This is a genomic window from Rhodovarius lipocyclicus, from assembly GCF_009900765.1.
Taxonomy (GTDB): domain Bacteria; phylum Pseudomonadota; class Alphaproteobacteria; order Acetobacterales; family Acetobacteraceae; genus Rhodovarius; species Rhodovarius lipocyclicus.
In genome coordinates this window covers 37,659-54,559 of sequence record NZ_JAAABL010000001.1, presented here as the reverse complement: position 1 = coordinate 54,559, position 16,901 = coordinate 37,659, and the positions used below count along the sequence as shown (strand labels likewise).

General features: G+C 70.9%; 11 protein-coding genes. 2 read left to right on the top strand and 9 right to left on the bottom strand.

Annotated elements, in window-relative coordinates; all coding sequences use genetic code 11:
• Positions 1–2: 2 nt before the first annotated feature.
• On the top strand, positions 3–2,048 hold the full coding sequence (locus GT007_RS00235; RefSeq protein ID WP_160119560.1) for a prolyl oligopeptidase family serine peptidase: 2,046 nt from the start codon (positions 3–5) through the stop codon (positions 2,046–2,048).
• Positions 2,049–2,094: 46 nt separating this feature from the next.
• Here GT007_RS00235 and GT007_RS00230 read toward each other — a convergent pair whose 3' ends face one another.
• From GT007_RS00230 to GT007_RS00205, 6 genes are all read right to left on the bottom strand, one after another.
• The gene (locus GT007_RS00230; RefSeq protein WP_160119559.1) at positions 2,095–2,967 is read right to left on the bottom strand and encodes a glycosyltransferase family 2 protein; all 873 of its coding nucleotides are present in this window, start codon (positions 2,965–2,967) and stop codon (positions 2,095–2,097) included.
• On the bottom strand, positions 2,964–3,815 hold the full coding sequence (locus GT007_RS00225; RefSeq protein WP_160119558.1) for a glycosyltransferase family 2 protein: 852 nt from the start codon (positions 3,813–3,815) through the stop codon (positions 2,964–2,966). Before GT007_RS00225 ends, GT007_RS00230 begins: the two co-directional genes overlap by 4 nt.
• Positions 3,812–4,906, bottom strand: coding sequence for a glycosyltransferase (locus GT007_RS00220; protein ID WP_160119557.1), 1,095 nt, complete (start codon positions 4,904–4,906; stop codon positions 3,812–3,814). The genes GT007_RS00225 and GT007_RS00220 overlap by 4 nt, the downstream gene beginning before the upstream one ends.
• Positions 4,903–5,934 carry a glycosyltransferase family 4 protein gene (locus GT007_RS00215; protein WP_160119556.1) on the bottom strand — a complete coding sequence of 344 codons (1,032 nt, stop codon included), beginning with the start codon at positions 5,932–5,934 and terminating at the stop codon, positions 4,903–4,905. The genes GT007_RS00220 and GT007_RS00215 overlap by 4 nt, the downstream gene beginning before the upstream one ends.
• Positions 5,931–7,439 (bottom strand): flippase, encoded by a 1,509-nt coding sequence (locus tag GT007_RS00210; RefSeq protein ID WP_160119555.1) that lies wholly within the window; start codon positions 7,437–7,439, stop codon positions 5,931–5,933. Before GT007_RS00210 ends, GT007_RS00215 begins: the two co-directional genes overlap by 4 nt.
• 73 nt (positions 7,440–7,512) lie before the next feature.
• Entirely contained in the window at positions 7,513–8,223 is a 711-nt protein-coding gene (locus GT007_RS00205; protein ID WP_160119554.1) for a sugar transferase, read from the bottom strand.
• A gap of 186 nt (positions 8,224–8,409) precedes the next feature.
• Between GT007_RS00205 and GT007_RS00200 the strand changes: the two genes are divergently transcribed.
• On the top strand, positions 8,410–9,936 hold the full coding sequence (locus GT007_RS00200) for a DUF6311 domain-containing protein (RefSeq protein WP_160119553.1): 1,527 nt from the start codon (positions 8,410–8,412) through the stop codon (positions 9,934–9,936).
• On the opposite strand, the gene GT007_RS00195 is transcribed toward GT007_RS00200, so the two are convergent.
• The 3 genes from GT007_RS00195 to GT007_RS00185 all read right to left on the bottom strand — a co-directional run bounded on the left by GT007_RS00195 (position 9,933) and on the right by GT007_RS00185 (position 16,869).
• A complete protein-coding gene (locus tag GT007_RS00195) occupies positions 9,933–10,814 on the bottom strand; it encodes a transglutaminase family protein (RefSeq protein ID WP_160119552.1) in 882 nt (293 codons plus the stop codon). The two genes, GT007_RS00200 and GT007_RS00195, sit on opposite strands and share 4 nt — an antisense overlap.
• Positions 10,811–13,270 carry a circularly permuted type 2 ATP-grasp protein gene (locus GT007_RS00190; protein ID WP_160119551.1) on the bottom strand — a complete coding sequence of 820 codons (2,460 nt, stop codon included), beginning with the start codon at positions 13,268–13,270 and terminating at the stop codon, positions 10,811–10,813. The genes GT007_RS00195 and GT007_RS00190 overlap by 4 nt, the downstream gene beginning before the upstream one ends.
• A 185-nt stretch (positions 13,271–13,455) precedes the next feature.
• On the bottom strand, positions 13,456–16,869 hold the full coding sequence (locus GT007_RS00185; protein WP_160119550.1) for a transglutaminase family protein: 3,414 nt from the start codon (positions 16,867–16,869) through the stop codon (positions 13,456–13,458).
• Positions 16,870–16,901 lie beyond the last annotated feature (32 nt).

The following is a 16,901-nucleotide window of genomic DNA, read 5'->3' as shown; positions in this document are numbered from 1 at the left end:
GCATGGATTCCCTCCCGACTCTCGCCGACCCCGACAACGACCCCTGGCTGTGGCTGGAGGAGATCGACGCCCCCCGCGCCATCGCCTGGGTGGAGGCGCAGAACGCCGCGACCCTGGCCCGCTTCGCCGATGCGCGGTTCGAGGCCGACCGCGACGCCGTGCGCACCGCGCTGGACCGCCCGGACAAGCTGCCGCATGTGACCCGGCGCGGCGCCTGGCTGTATAATTTCTGGACCGACGCGGCGAACCCCAGGGGGGTGTGGCGCCGCACGACGCTGGCTTCCTATCGCAGCGAAACCCCCGAATGGCAGGTGCTGCTGGATGTGGACGCGCTGGCCCGCGCGGAGGCCGAGGATTGGGTCTGGCAAGGTGCCGCCACCCTGCCGGGCCGCCATGACCGGGCCATGCTGCGCCTGTCGCGCGGGGGCGGCGACGCCGTGGTGCTGCGGGAATTCGACCTGGACACCCGCGCCATGGTGCCGGGCGGCTTCCATCTGCCCCAGGCCAAGGGCGGGGTGGATTGGCTGGACCGCGACACGCTGCTGGTCGCCTCGGCCTTCGGTGAGGGGATGGCCACGCGCTCTGGCTATGCCCGCACCGTGCGGGTGTGGGCGCGCGGCACCGACCCGGCCACGGCCCCGGTCATCTTCGCCGTGCCCGAGGACCATATGGGCGCCTGGGGCAGCCTGGACCGTGAGGGCGACCGGCTGATCTTCGTCGATCAGCAGGGCTTCTACGATGTGGCGGTGCATGTGGGCGACCGCTCCGGCCCGCGCCAGCGCATCGCCCTGCCGAGCGACATGGATTTCCGCTGGCAGCGCGGCTGGGTGGCGCTGCGCCCGCGCAGCCCCTGGACCCATGCGGGCCAGACCCACGCCCCCGACACGCTGCTGGTCGCCAGCCTCGATTCCGTGCTGGCGGGCGCGCCGGAATGCCGGGTGATCTTCACCCCCGCCGAGCGCACCGCCCTGCAAGGCTTCTTCTGGTGCGACGGCCGGCTGGTGGTCTCGGTGCTGGAGGAATTGCGCCCGCGCTTCACCATCTTCACCCCCGGCGAGTGGCAGGGCAGGGCGCTGGCGGGCCTGTCGGAAAACGGCGTGGCCAGCCTATGGCCGCTGGATACCGAGGCCGAGGAATCCGATGGCTCCCTGCTGGTGCAGGTCGAGGACCCGATCACCCCCGCCAGCCTGCTGCTGAGCGACGTGGCGCTGGCCACACCCGTGCTGCTGCGCCGATCCTCGCCCATCTATGACGCCCGTGGGTTGGTGGTGACGCGGCATGAGGCTGTGTCGGTGGATGGCGAGCGCATCCCCTATGTGCAGACCGGCCCGGCCGGGGAGAGCGGGGATGCGCCCGTGCATCTCTCGGGGTATGGCGGGTTCCGGATTTCCCGCCTGCCGAACTACCAGGGCATGATGGGCAAGCTGTGGCTGGAGAAGGGCGGCACCACCGTGATCGCCAATATCCGCGGCGGCGGCGAATTCGGCACCCGCTGGCATGAGGCCGGGCGGCGGGAGAAAAAGGCGCTCTCGCACGACGATTTCGCGGCCGTCGCGGCCGATCTGGTGAAGCGCGGCGTGACCGTGCCCGGCCGCATCGCCGCCGAGGGCGGGTCCAATGGCGGGCTGCTGATCGCCAATATGCTGACGCGCTATCCCGAGCGCTTCGGCGCGCTGTTCTGCACCATCCCGCTGATCGACATGCGCCGCTATACCAAGCTGCTGGCCGGGGCGAGCTGGATCGCGGAATACGGCGACCCGGATGTGGCGGCGGATTGGGCGTTCCTGCAACACATCTCCGCCTATCAGGTGGCGGAGCCGGGGCGGCCCTACCCGCCCATCCTGCTGGCCACCGCGCGGCGGGATGACCGGGTGCACCCGGGCCATGCCCGCAAGATGGCTGCCAAGCTGCAGGCGATGGGCTACTCGGCCTTCTTCTACGAACCCGCCGCCGGCGGGCATGGCTATGGCAAGGACAATGCCGAGGTGGCGAGTTTCGCGGCCCTTGGCGCGGCGTTCCTGCGCCGCTCCATCGGGTGGGATATCTGAGCGGCTGATTCACGCCTCGGGTTGATCAACCCGAGGCGATCAGACGCTACAGCTCGCTGATCCGCCCGGGGCTCGCCTGGCCGGTCAGCACATGCCACAGCCCGCGCAGATTGCCTTGGAAGCGGCCCCAGCGGTCCACCTCGGGCTCCGGGCGCGCGGATTTCAGGGCGTTGATCAGCAGGTGCCGCCCCGCGCTGCGCAGCGCGTGCGACCACGGATAGCTGCCCTTGCGCGCCAGATAGATGGAATTCACCACCTGGCTGTAGCCCAGCTTGCGCCCCGGCGTGCGCCCCACCTTGGCGCCCATGTGCACGCCCCGCGCGCCCGCCAGGCGCCGGATGGTGCCGTAGGGCAGCAGGCGGCGGGTGAAATCCAGATCCTCATACCAGCCATAGGCGGGCAGGGCCTCGTCGAAGCGCTCGCCATGGGCGCGCACCGGCGCCATGCGGATGGCCATGTTGCAGCCATAGCCATTGAAATGCGGGCTCGTGGCCAGCGGGTCGGCGGGCGGCAGGTCGGCGGCCAGGATGCGTCGGCCATCCTCGACCGATATCCCCGGCCCCTTGGCGCCATCGGCGATGACGGTGCCGGTGGCAACCACGCAATCGGGCTCTCGCCGCATCACGGCGTCCAGCACTTCCAGCCACTCCGGCGCGGGCAGGAAGTCGTCGTCCAGGAACAGGATGACATCGGCATCCGGCGCGGCATCCATGATGGCGTTGCGCTGGCGCGTCAGCCCGGCGGGGGACTGGATGATCCGCACGCCGGGGAAGCGCTCCTGGATGCCCGCCACATCCTCCGGCCCCACGGGGCAGATGATGATGGCCTGGGGCGGGCGGGTCTGGCGGTCCAGCTCGGCCAGCACCTCGGCCAAGATGGCCGGGCGGCCGCGGGTGGCGATGCCGATGGTGATGTTCATGGGGCGCCGTCCAGCCCGGGCTGGGCGCGGAAGCCCATCAGCCGCCCCCGGAAGGTCTGCCAGTAATACCCCGCGTGATGCAGCCGCCCACGCAGCAGGGAGACCACCACCCCCGCCAGCGGCCGCCAGAAAAAGGCGAACCACACGCCGAAGGCCGGGCGGTGCCGCGCCAGCACCACGCCCAGCCCCGCGCCATAGGCATAGGCCCGCGCCGTCGCCACATCCGACAGCCTCTTGTCGGGGTGGATGATCTCCAGCGGGCGTTCGTACCAGGTGCTGTGCCCGGCGCGGATGGCGCGCGCGACCAGGTCATTGCCCTCCGCGCTGCCATAGACGCTGCCGGGGCCGAGCTTCTCGTCGAAGCCGCCCAGCTCCAGCGCCACCTCGCGCCGCAGCCACAGGTTGAACTCGATGACGCTGGTCCAGACATTGGCCAGGGTGATCGGCGCGCTTTCGGGGTTCCAGCGCCCGGAGCCCAGCCCCCCGGCCGGCGAGGCGGCGGGCCCGGTCAGCACATCCACCCCCTCATGCTCGAAGGCGCGGTCCACCTTGGCCAGCGTGCCGGGCGGCAGGATGCAGTCATCATCCGGGAAGGCCACCACATCGCCACCCGCGCGCGACAGGCCCAAATTGCGCGCCGCGTTGGCGTGCGGACGCGGCGTGCGCAGATGGGTGATCGGCAGCCGCTTCTCATAGGCCGTGACGATCGGCGCCACCCGCTCGTCCCGGTTCTGGTCGACGATGATGATCTCCACATCCGGCCAAGCCTGGGCCAGCACGGAATCGAGCAGCACGGCGATATCGGCGTCGCGCCCCATGGTGGCGACGATCAAGGAGAAGCGGGTCATGTCCCCACCATCTCCTGCAAGGCCTTGCGGAAACCTTGCTCGGAAAAGCGGGAGGCATTGTCCCGGCAGGCCTCGGGCGACAGCGGCGGCCCGGCCAGGAAGGCGCGAACGGCGGCCTGGATGCTGGCGACGGATTGTTCGGGGAACAGCAGCCCCGTCTCGCCCGGGCGCACGATGTCCACGGCGCCGCCCTTGCCATAGGCGATCAGCGGCGTGCCGGCGGCCTGGGCCTCGACCATCGCGATGCCGAAATCCTCCTCGGCGGCGAAGACGAAGGCGCGGGCGGATTGGGTCAGCCCCACCAGCTCCCCGCGCGAGACCCGGCCCAGCACCTGCACATTCTGCGCGCCGGCGGCGGCCGCCCGCACCCGCGGGCCGGAGGGGCCATCGCCCACCACCTTCAGCGTCAGGTCCGGCATGCCCTTGAAGGCTTCGACCACCAGCTCCACTCGCTTGTAGGGCACCTGGCGGGAGGCAACGAGGAAATGCCCGGCCTTCTCCCGCTGCATCGGAAAACCGTCGAGATCGACAGGCGGGTGCAGCACCTGGGCGGACCGGCCCCAGGCCTTGCCGATGCGTTCCGCGATGTAGCTGGAATTGGCCAGCAGCACGTCGGGACGGGCGGCGCTCGCCTGGTCCCACAGGCGCATCTTGTGCAGCAGCCAGCGCGTGTAGATGGATTTCAGCCCGCGCGTCAGCCCGGCTTCCCGCAGGTACTGGCCCTGCAGATCCCAGGCGTAGCGCATGGGGGAATGCACGTAGCTGATATGCTTCTGCCCCGGCCCCGTGATCACCCCCTTGGCGACGGCGTGGGAGGAGGACAGCACCACGTCATACCCAGCCAGGTCGAACTGCTCGACCGCGATGGGCATGAGTTGCAGGTAGTTGCGGAACCGCTTCCGCGCGAAGGGCATGCGCTGGATGAAGCTGGTCTTCGGCACGCGCCCGTTCAGGAAGCCGCGCTCATTCTCCGGCAGGAAGTCGCACAGGGCGAACAGATCGGCCTCCGGGAAGGCGATCAGCATCTGCTCCAGCACGCGCTCGGAGCCTGCGTAAGTGTCGAGCCATTCGTGAACAATCGCGATTTTCATCGGGCGTCCTCCGCCAGGGCCAGCACCTGGCGCGCGGCCTCGGGCCAGGAGAAGCCTTGCGCGCGGGCGCGGCCGGCGGCGGCCAGCCCCTCACGCAGGCCGGGTTCGGTGATCAGGCGTTCGAGCTGCGCCGGGATGGCCTCCGGCGCGTCGGGCGGGAACCACAAGGCGGCGTCGCCGCACACTTCGGGCACGGCGCCGGCCTGGCTCGCCAGCACCGGGCAGCCGCACCACATCGCCTCCAGCGGCGGGATGCCGAAGCCCTCATACCGGCTGGGGAACAGCAGGCAGAGCGCGTTTTCGTACAGCGCGCGCAGCTCTGCGTCGGAAACCCGGCCCAGGGGGCGGGCGGCCTCCGCACCCTGGGCGCGGAACACGCTGGCATCGCGCGCGCCGGCCAGCGCCAGCGCCATGCCGTGCCGCGCCAGCAGGGCGGCGGCGCCTTCGAGTGCCGCCAGATTCTTGTGCGCGGCGCGGGTGCCCACGGCCAGGGCATAGCGGCCGGGTTCCAGCCCGTGCTTGGCCAGCACCTGGATGTCCGCTTCCTGGCGCAGGATGTGCTCGCCGCCCTCGGGCACCACGCCGAAGCGGTCCTCCGGCACGCCCAGCGCCAGGGCGAGGCGCGTGCGGGAGAAGCGGCTGACCGTGATCAGCCGCGAGCCATTGCGCGCCAGCCCCCAATGCAGCGTGCGGTACCAGAGGCGGAAGGGCAGGGAGTAGCTCTCGGGCGTGTCGAACACGCCCGCGTCATGGATCACCACCGCCTGCCGCCCGCGGCGGAACAGCGGCGCGGTGTTGCCCAGGTTCAGCAGCAGGCCCGACCGCGCGGCGCGGCCGAGTTCCAGTTGCTCCCAAGCCTGGCCGGTGCGCCGGCCCACGGGCCTGCCGCCCAGCGGGCCGGGCGGGGTGCCGGCGGGCAGCAGCGGCGTGGCATCGGGCAGCAGGGCCGTCACCTCCGCCGCGAAGCGTTGCACCCCGGTCATGGCCTGGGTGGTGAAGCGGCCATTGATGAACAGGGGGGTGCTCATGCGCGCATCAACCCCCGCCAGCCGCGCGGGTTGCGCAGGGCCATCCGTTCCTCCGGTTCCAGCGCGCGCCAGCACAGCACCAACAGCGCCACGCCGCCCACCGCCAGCACGATCGCCTTTTCCAGCCAGCCGCCGATCGAGGTGAGCAACGCCAGCGTCATCCCCGCCACGGCCAGCGGGGCGATTAGCGCGCGCACGGCCCGGGCCGATTTCGGGTAAAGCCAGGCCACGAAGAACAGCTTGCCCAGCGCATCCACCACCACCCGCAGCGCCCAGGCCAGGGCCGCGCCCTGAATGCCCGCCAGCAACAGCGCGCCGGCCGACAGCGGCAGGAACACCGCCACCTGCACCAGCACGAAGCGCGCGGTCACATCCGGGCGGCCCATCGCCTCCAGCAAGGCATTGGGCGCATAGGCGAAGCAGGAGAACAGCCCGCCCACGGCCAGCACCGCCAGCACGGCGCCGCCGCCATCGGCCATCTCGCGGCCCAGCCACAGCCACAACACCTCATGCCCTGCGCCCGCCAGGATGGCGGCGGCGGGAAACACCAGCAGCAGGATCAGCAGCCCGCCGCGCCGCAGCAGGGCGGCCGTCGTCTCGGGCAATGTGGCATAGGCGCTGGACATGGCGGGCAGCAGCGCCTGGGAGACCGCGACCGGCAAAATCCACAGCCGCATCACCAGGTCGAGCGGCGTGGCGTAATAGGCCACCGCCGTCAGCGTCACCAGCGCGCCGATCAGGAAGCGGTCGGCATACAGCAGCGCCTGCCCGGTGACGGAGGCGAAGGTGATCCAGCCGCCCAGCTTCAGCAGCGGCGCCGCCAGCCGCATCCGCGGCAGGCCGTGCCACAGCGTCGGCAGGTCCCGCCGCACCAGCCACAGATAGGAGAAGGTGTTGACCGCCCGGCAGGCGACCAGCGCCCACATCACGCCCGACAGGTCGTCCCACACCAGCAGGGTCAGCACCGGGCCCAGGTAATACATCAGGTTCACCGGCACGGTGACCAGATTGGCCGAGGCGAAGCGCTGATAGGCCGCCAGCACCCCCCACAGGGCCGCATTCACCACCACCAGCGGAATGGCCAGCGCCAGCACGCGGATGGCGGCGGAGGCCTCGGCCCGCAGCGCCTCGGGCACATTCAGCGCATGGGTGACGATGGCGGGCACCGCGAACCACAGCGCGGCGGTGGCGAGCACGGAGGCACCGCCCAGCGCCGCCATCCCCGCGCGCACCAGGGCCGCCTGCTGTTCCGCCGTATTCTCATGCATGCGGGTGGAGAGGGTGCGCGTCAGCGCCGGGCCCACGCCCAGGTCCAGCACGCCCATCACCCCCACCATGGCCAGCGCCAGGGTGAACAGCCCCCAGCGTTCCACGCCCATCAGGCGCAGCAGCACAGGCGTGAGCAGGAGGGCGATGAGCAGGGGCAGGCCCCGGCCCAGCGCGTTCCACACCACGCCGGAAACGAGCCTTCCGGCTCCGGCGCGGGTGGCGGCATCCGTCGTCATGACGGCTTCCTACAAGTTTTTCAGGGGAATTCTTAGCCCCCGGCGGATGAAACCGCCGGGGTAAATGCGGTGCTTAGACCGCGCCCTTGCGGGCGACAACCACAACCGGGGTGCGCAGCAGGATCTTGATGTCGGTCCACAGGGAGGGGTGGGCCGCGTAGTCCACATCGAGGGCGACGCGCTGGGCGTAGCTGGTCTCGGAGCGGCCGCTGACCTGCCACAGGCCGGTGATGCCCGGGCGCACCGAGGCATAGAGCGAGGCGGCCGGGCCGTAGAAGGTGGCCAGCTCCGTCGCGGTGACAGGGCGGGGGCCGACCAGGCTCATCTCACCGCGCAGCACGTTGATCAGCTGCGGCAGCTCATCCAGCGAGGTCTTGCGCAGGAAGTTGCCGACGGCGGTCACGCGCGGGTCGTTGCGCAGCTTGCGGGTGGCTTCCCATTCCTCGCGCGCCGCGGGGTCGCTGGCCAGCAGCGCCTTCAGCCGGGCGTCGCTGTCCCGCACCATGGAGCGGAACTTCAGACAGCCGAACATCCGCCCGCTCAGGCCCACGCGCTGATGCGCGTAGAAGGCGGGGGCGCCATCGCGGCGGACCAGCAGCGCCAGCACCAGGAAGACCGGGGCCAGCAGCGCCAGCAGCACGCCGGCGCCCAGCACGTCCATCGCCCGCTTCATGGCGGCGCCCAGGGGCGCGCGGCCCGGGAAGGCCGGCAGCGCCATGGCGGGGGACTGGCGCGTCAGCGTTTCGGGGGCGAGGGAGGCAGAAAAGGTGTCGAGGCCAGGCATGGCTACCGATCCGGTTCCTTGTACTGCCGGGGGAAGCTCCCTCCGGCATGCTTCATTTGAGGGAAGTAACGGGCAACCGCGTGGTCAGGTTGGGGCGAAATTGTGGCAAGCAACATTTTTTGGCATGGATAATGGGCAGGGCGCCTGACTCTTGCCGTGCGGGCCACAGGATGCGACCTGTGCGGTGTGAAACCTTCCTTCGTCATGGCCCTGATCCTCGCCGGGCTTTTCGGCCTCGGTATGGCGGCATTGTTGCTGCCTGCCACATTCCTGTTTCCCGGCGCTGGGCTGCCCTGGCGGCCGGTGGGCGATGCCGCGCAGCACGCGGTGGCGCAGCGGTTCTTCATCGCCTCCGGCTGGGGCTGGCCGCCGCTGGATATCGGGCTGATGGGCGGGCTGAACCTGGCCTTCGCCGACGGCATTCCCTTGCTGGCCCTGCCTTTGAAGGCGTTGCGCGGCGTGTTGCCGCCGGGCTTCCATGGCATCGGGCTGTGGTATGCGCTGGCCTGGGCGGCGTTGCCGCCGGCCGCCGCCTGGGCCATGGCGGGGGCGGGCGAAAGGCGCCTTCTGCCGCTGCTTTCCGTGGCGGTGGCCGCCGTTTCCATGCCCGCCTTCATCATGCGCTTCGGCCATGCGGCGCTGTGCGGGCAGGCGGTGCTGTGGCTCGGGCTGGGGCTGTATCTGCGGCTGGTGGACGCGCAGCGCCCGCGCAAGCTGGGCCTGTGGATCGCGGCCATCCTGCTGCAGGGCGCCACATTGCTGATCCATCCGTATTTGGCGGTGATGACGCTGGCGCTGCTGGCCGCCGTGCCCGCCACGCTGCTGCTGCGCGGGCGCGGGTTTCTCGGCGCCGGGCTGGGGCTGGCGGCGGCGCTGGCGCTGGTGCTCGGCATCATGGCGGGGTTTGGCTATCTCGGCGCGACGGGGGACGGGCAGCGCTGGTATGGCGCCTTCGCCCTGAATCTTTTGTCACCTATATGGCCGTTCCGGTCGTTTTTTCTGGGCGGATTGGTCGGTACCGAGATCGACGCCACCGGCCATGGCGGATGGGAGGGATATAATTGGCTCGGTACCGGCCTGATTTTGGCTCTCCTTCTGGTTGTGCTCAGGCATGGCCGGGCGGTGCTGGGCGGGTTGCGCGCCCATGCGGGGCTGGTGCTGGTGTGCTCGGCGCTGGTGCTGCTGGCGGTTTCCACCCGGGTGGGCGCGGGCCATGCGGTGCTGTTGGACCTGGGCACGCCCCCCGCCGCGCTGGAACAGTTCCGTGCCTCCGGTCGTTTCTTCTGGCCAGTGGGCGCGGCGCTGCTGCTGGGGGCGGCGGTGCTGCTCTCGCGCGCCGGAAAGGCCGGGGTGTGGGCGCTGGCCGCCCTGGCGGTGGTGCAGTTCATCGACGCGGCGCCGCAGCGCGCGGCCTTCGCCGCCTGGGCCGCCCAGCGCCCGGCCTGGCGGCTGGATGCCGAGGCCCTGCGCCCCGCCATCGCCGCCGCCACCCGCGTGACCATCATCCCCAGTTGGGCCTGCACCGGCCCGCGGGACGATGAAACGCGCGAGGCGATCGTGGAATTGCTGGCCCTGATCAGCGAAACGCCGCGCCCGGTGAACACCATGTACGCCGCCCGCTGGCGCGTGCCCCCGGTGTGCGAGCCGGTGACGGGCCCCGCCGCCCCCGGCGAATTGCGGCTGACCTGGCGTGAGGGGCGCTGGGAGCGCTAATTGCCCCCTTCGGGCTCCAGATCAACGCTCACGCTCAGCCGGTGCTGCCCGCCGCCCAGGATCACGCCGCGTACCGGCGAGATATCCTGGAAATCCCGGCCATGGGCCAGCACGACGTGTTCTTCCTTCACCACCAGGCTGTTGGTCGGGTCCAGATCCACCCAGCCATGGTCCGGCCCCATCCAGGCGCCCACCCAGGCATGGGACTGGTCGGCGCCGCGCCTGCGCTGCTGCCCCGGCAACGGCCGGGTGCGGATGTAGCCTGAGACATAGCGCGCCGGCAGGCCCAGCCCGCGCAGCGCCGACAGCATCAGATGCGTGAAATCCTGGCACACGCCGCGCCGCATCCGCAGCACCTCCTCCACCGGGGTGGAGATGGAGGTGACGCCCGCCTGGAAGGTGAATTCCCGCATGATGCGGCTGTTCAGGTCCAGCAACCCAGCCAGGATCGGCCGGCCGGGCGGGAAGGAGGCCCGCGCGAATTCCGTGGCCGCCGCCAGCACCGGCGCCTGCGCGCTGCCGAAGGAGAATTCGGCCGCCATGGCGCATTCGCCGGCGCCCTCGGCCGCCAGCCGCGCCACTTCCTCCCAGGGCAGGGTGGTTTCGGGCGGGGGCGGGGTGGGCAGGTCCACCTCGACCAGCGCCTCGGCATGCACCTCGAAATGCATGTGCGGGCGGGCGATGTACAGCCGCGTGGCGGCATTGCCGAAATGATCGTGGGTCTCGGTCACGTGGTCGGGGGCCGGCAGGGCACGGATGCGTGCCTGGATCACCCGCTGCCCCGGCAGGGCGCGCGGCTTCAGGTGCAGCAGATGCGTCGAGAGATCCACCGGGTCCGAATAGGTATAGGCCGTGACATGGCGCACCCAGAACATCATGGCAGCACGTCCGCGGGCTCGGTCGCCTCATCCAGGCCCAGGGCGCGGGCCGGGGGCAGCAGCGCGAAATAGCGCCGGGTCATGGCATCGGACAGGGCGCGCAGGGCCTCGGCCATCGCGGCCAGGCGCGGGGGCAGGGCGCTGGCCGCCACCGCTTGGTCGCGGCTGCCCAGCACATCCAGCACCATCGCATCCACCTGGCGGCGCAGGGTGGCCGCTTCCTCGGCCAGGCTGTCCTCGGCATCGACCGCCACCTCGGTCAGCGCGGACTGGATGGCCGCGAGCTGGAACGCCAGCCCTCTCGGGTTGGAGGGGTCGGCCAGCACCAGGTCCAGCACCGGCGCGGGCTGCAGCACCGCCAGATAGCGCGAGCGATAGGTGATGACGCTGTCGCACAGTTCCAGGATCAGCCGCAGCCCGGGCTCCACCCGCGCGGGCGGCACCTTCAGCATCAGCTCGATCTCCGACAGCACATTCTGCCCGCGCTCCACCCGCCTGCCCAGGTCGAGGAACAGCCAGGCGCCGCCGCGCACCATGTTCTCGGCCGCCACGCCGGCCAGGGCGTTGGTAAAGCGCAGATTGGCCACCATGGCGCGGGATACGGCGTCGAGCCCGCTATGCGCTGCCTCGCCCGCCGTGCGGGCGGCGCGCAGGGCCTGGGTGAAGCTGGTGTGCATGTCGGCCGTCAGGCGGTCCCGCACCATGCCGGCCAGCCCCGCGACGCGCGCCTGCAGCTGGCCCACGGCGCCATCGGGCATGGCCGCGCGCCCGATCGCGCCGCCCAGGCTGCTGGCCCCGGCCAGGGTGGGCATGGCTTCCTCGCCGATCAGCCTAGCATCGCGCAGGCAGCGCGCCAGGGCCATCACCTCGGCGCTTTCGTGCGGCAGGGCGGCGCCGCGCCGCAGCCGCGCGGCCGTGGCCCGGATCAGCCGCGCGGCCCGGTCCAGCCGTTCCACATAGCGGCCCAGCCAGAACAGGTTGTCCGCGACGCGCGACGGCAGCGCCCCCGCGCTGCGGCGGATCGGCAGCGGCGGCAGGGCCTGCGGGCCGGGGCCGCGGATCGGCGCCTCGTCCTCGGTCAGCACCCAGACATCCTTGGCCAGGCCGTTCTGGGGCAGGCGGCCGGTGACGGGCTGGCCGGGTTCCAGCGTGCGCGCGAAGCCGCCGGGCAGGGCGTGCCAGCACTGGCCGTCGCTGATGGCGAACAGGCGCAGCATCACCTGCATGGGGGCCAGGCCATGGCCGCCATAGCTGGGCGCCTGGCTGGACACCGGCCATGCCGTGGCCGCGAAGCCCCGGGGATTGGCCGCGCGCGCCACGGCCTCTGGCCCCGTCATCGGCACGGACTGGGCGGCGCCATCGGTGGCCGGGCGCAGCAGCCATTGCCCCTCGGCGCCCGCCACGCGGTCCATCGCGCCGGGCGAGCCAAGCCAATGGGTCTCCAGGCTTTCCAGCAGCAATTCCTCGCCCAGCAGGCGGCGGCACAGGGCGGGCAGGAAGGCCATCAGCGCCGGGCTTTCGGCCAGCCCCGCGCCGGGGGCGTTCAGCACCGTCAGCGCCCCATGTCGCGCCGCATCCAGCAACCCGGGCACGCCCGCCGCCGCATGCGCCGCCGGGAATTCCAGCGGGTCGAGCGAGGCACCCTCGGTGCGGTTCAGCAGCACATCGACGGGTTGCAACCCCGACAGCGTCTTCAGATACAGCGCCCCGCCGCGCACCGTCAGGTCCCCGGCCTCGACCAATGCGGCGGAGATCTCGCGGCTCAGCACCACGTGCTCGAACCAATGGGATTGGGTGTGCCCGGGTGAGAGCAGCGCGACCGCCGGGGCCGGCCGGCCGGCGGGGGCCAGGCGCTGCAGCGATTCCTGCCACAGCTCGAAGAAATTGGTCAGCGCGCGGGGCTTCACGGCCACCAGCGCCTCGGCCATCGCCTGGTTCATCAGGCGGCGGTTTTCGCGGGCGTAGCCCAGCCCGCCGATCATGCCGGTGCGATCGCTGGCCACGCGCCAGATGCCGTCCGGGCAGCGGATCAGGTCCGCGCCGAACAGGTGCAGCATGGGCCGGTGCGGCGGGTTGGTGGCGTGGCGCCAGGGGCGCAGGAAATTCGGGTTGGCGAAGACCAGCGCTGGCGGCAGCAGCCCTTCCTTCAGCAATTGCTGCGGGCCATGGATGTCGGCCAGCATCGCCTCCAGCAGGCGCGCGCGCTGGGCGAGCCCCGCTTCCAGTGCCGCGAATTCGCCCGCCGTGATGGGCAGGGGGATGGGGTCGCAGCGCCAGCCGGTCTCGGTGCCGGTGATGCCGGGCAGGATGGAGGCGATGCCCTCCTCCTCGGCCGCGCGGGCCAGGCGGGCGGCCCGTTCCTCCAGCTGCGGCTTGCCTAAACCGCCCACCGCACCGATGAGGCCGCGCCAATGGGGCCTGATCTGCCCCCCGCCATCCACCATTTCGTCCAGCATCAGACCCCCGGCCGCCGGCAGGCCCGGCGCGGGAGAAGGGGAAGGCGCGCTGAATGGCCCTTCTGAAATTTTACAGCGCAGCTGAACATACCGCTCCCTTTAGCGGAAACCCCATGGGCTCCGCCATCCACCCCCGATTCGGCGCGAAGGACGTTACATTATCCGCCCTTCGCGCTGTGTCACGCTCAACTGTAGGCGCGCAGGTCCAGGGTCAGCGGATGTTCGGCGCTGCGGGTGGCCGGGCGCGGCTGCATCGGCCCCGGGGTGTGGCCGAAGGCGAAGAAGCGGGCGCGGCGGCGGGCCTCCGCTTCGTTGGCGTTCACCGGGAAGGTGTCGTAGTTGCGCCCGCCCGGATGCGCCACATGGTGCGTCAGCCCGCCGATGCTGCGGCCGTTCCAGGTATCGACCATATCCACCACCAGCGGCGTCTGCGGCTTGATGGTCGGGTGCAGGGCGGAGTAGGGCCCCCAGGCCTTGAAACGCACGCCCGCGATGAATTCGCCCACCTGCTCGGTCGGTGTCAGCGGCACTTCCACCCCGTTCACCGCCAGCTTGTAGCGCTCGGCGGAGAAGTTGGTGACGCGCAGCTGCACGCGCTCCGCGCTGCTGTCCACATAGCGCGCGGTGCCGCTGCCGGTCGCTTCCTCGCCCAGCACATGCCAGGGCTCCAGCGCGTGGCGCAGTTCCAGCCCCATGTCGCGCAGCATGGTCTCGCCGATCTTGGGGAAGCGGAATTCCACATGCGGCGCGAACCAGGAGGGATCGAGCCGGAAGCCGAACTGGGCCAGATCCTCCAGCGCGTCGCGGAAATCGGCCTCGCAGTAATGGGGCAGCATGAAGCCGTCATGCAGGCGCGTGCCCCAGCGGATCAGCCGGCGCTCATAGGGGCGGGTCCAGAAGGCCGCGACCGCGGCGCGCGCGATCAGCATCTGCGCCGCGCTCATTTCCGCATGCGGCGGCATCTCGAAGCCGCGGAATTCCACCAGCCCCCGCCGGCCCGAGGTTGAGTCGGGGCTGTAGAGCTTGTCGATGCAGAACTCGGTCCGGTGGGTGTTGCCGGTCATGTCCACCAGGATGTTGCGGAACAGGCGGTCCACCATCCAGGGCGGGGTGGGGGTGTGCTTGGCCTCCTCGCCGAAGGCGATCTCCAGCTCCCGCACGCTGTCCTGCCGCGCCTCGTCGATGCGCGGGTGCTGGCTGGTGGGGCCGATGAACAGGCCGGAGAACAGGTAGGAGAAGCTCGGGTGGTTGTGCCAGAAGCCGAGCAGCGACTTCAGCAGGTCCGGCCGGCGCAGGAAGGGGCTTTCCTCCACGCTCTCGCCGCCCATGACGACATGGTTGCCGCCGCCGGTGCCCACATGCTTGCCGTCCAGCATGAACTTCTCGGCGGTCAGTCCCACCTGGCGCGCTTCCTCGTACAGCTGGCCGGTGCGGGTCACCATCTCGTCCCAGCTCAGCGCCGGGTGGATGTTCACCTCGATCACGCCCGGGTCCGGCGTCACGGAGAAATGCGGCAGCCGCTCATCGGAAGGCGGCAGGTAGCCTTCCAGGATCACCTTGCGGCCGGTCTCGGCGGCCGTGCCCTCGATGGCGGCGAGCAGGTCCAGCCAGTCCTCGGCGGCATAGAGCGGCGGCAGGAACAGGTGGATGATGCCCCCGCGCGGTTCCACGCACAGCGCGGTGCGCACCAGCCCGGGGTCCAGCGCCGCGTCGGGGATAGGCTGCGGCACCGGGCGGAAGCCCTCGATGGTGCCTTGGGTGTAGCCCTCGGCCAGAGCCTCCCCCATCGCCTTGCGCAGCGCCAGCTGGCGGCGGGCGGCGACGTCCTCGGCATGGGCCGAGATTTCCTTGGCGGTGGGGAAGGGCCCCTTGCCGCGCAGGGCGCCCAGCTCCGCCTCGGTGGGCAGCTCGCCCTTGGGCGCGAAGGGGTCGGCCTCGCTCTCGGCCTCCAGCGCCATCAGGGAGGGGTCGATCCAGGGCAGGGAGGTCAGCGGCAGGCGCAGGCCCATCGGGCTGTCGCCGGGGATCAGGAACATGGTGTCGTCGCGGAAGAACCAGCGGCCGGACTGCCAGCGCCGCACGCCCCCCTCCATCACCCGCCGCAGCGGCAGCACGGAGCCGGTGGGCGCGCCGAGCCCGCCGCGGAACAGCCGCGTCATCCGCTCGCGTTCCAGCCGGTCGCGCAGCTTGCTGTCCTCGGCCACCACATTGGCCGGCAGGCGGCTTTCGCGCCAGAGATAGTAGTGGATGTCCTCATGCGCCTGGCGGACCAGCTCGGGCTCCACCTGCAGCCGCTCGGCCAGGATTTCCGCGAAGCGGGCGGCGTCGGCGGGCGTCGCGTCATCCGTGTCGTCGTCGCTGGCCAGCAGAGAGGCATCGTTCCACACCGGCACGCCATCCGCGCGCCAATGGCAGTACAGCGCGAAGCGCGGCAATTGCTCGCCCGGATACTGCTTGCCCTGGGCATAGGTCAGCGCCGCCCCCGGCGACCACAGTGGCGCGAGGCGGCGCAGCAGCCGCCCGGCATAGGCGCGCTTGGTCGGGCCCATGGCGTCGGTGTTCCATTCGGCGGCGTCGCGGTCGGTATCGGCCACGAAGGTCGGCTCGCCGCCCATGGTCAGGCGCACGTCGCTGCCCTTCAGCGCCGCGTCCACCTTCTGGCCCAGCGCGTCGATCGCGGCCCATTGTGCGGGGGTATAGGGCTTGGTCACGCGCGGGGTTTCGCGCAGGCGCGTCACCTCCATCTCGAAGCCGAACTCGACCTCCGCCTTCTCCACCAGGCCCGAGATGGGGGCGGCGGATTGCGGCTCGGGCGTTGCGGCCAGAGGGATGTGGCCTTCGCCGGCCATGAGGCCGGAGGTGGCATCGAGCCCCACCCAGCCGGCGCCGGGCAGATAGACCTCGGCCCAGGCATGCAGGTCGGTGAAGTCGGAGGTCGGGCCCTCGGGGCCGGTCACGGGCTTCTGGTCCGCCACCAGCTGGATCAGGTAGCCGGACACGAAACGCGCGGCCAGGCCCAGGTTGCGCATCAGCTGCACCAGCAGCCAGGCCGAATCCCGGCAGGAGCCCCGGCATTCGGTCAGCGTCTGCTCCGGCGTCCAGACGCCGGGCTCCATGCGCACGATGTAGCTGATGCGGCTCTGGACCATCTGGTTGATCTGGACCAGGAAATCCACGGTGCGCTTCTTCTCGCGCGGCACCTCGGCCAGCAGGGCCTTCAGCAGCGGACCCATGGGGGCGGCCTTGCGGAAGGGGGCCAGCTCCTCATCCAGCACGGGGTCGTAGGCGAAGGGGAAGTTCTCGGCCTCGGGTTCCAGGAAGAAATCGAAAGGATTCAGCGTGGCCATATCCGCCACCAGATCCACTTCCACCGAGAACTCGGTCACCTTTTCGGGAAAAACCACCCGGGCCTGGAAGTTGCCCTGCGGGTCCTGCTGCCAATTGATGAAATGTTTCGCCGGGGTGATTTTCAGCGAATAGGCCAGGATCGGGGTGCGCGCATAAGGGGCTGGGCGCAGCCGGATCACCTGAGGACCCAGGGAAACCGGCCGGTCATAGGTATAGCTGGTACGATGGCGCAGCGCGGCATGGATGGACATGAGTTCTTCCCTGGCCCCTGGGCTGTTGCTTC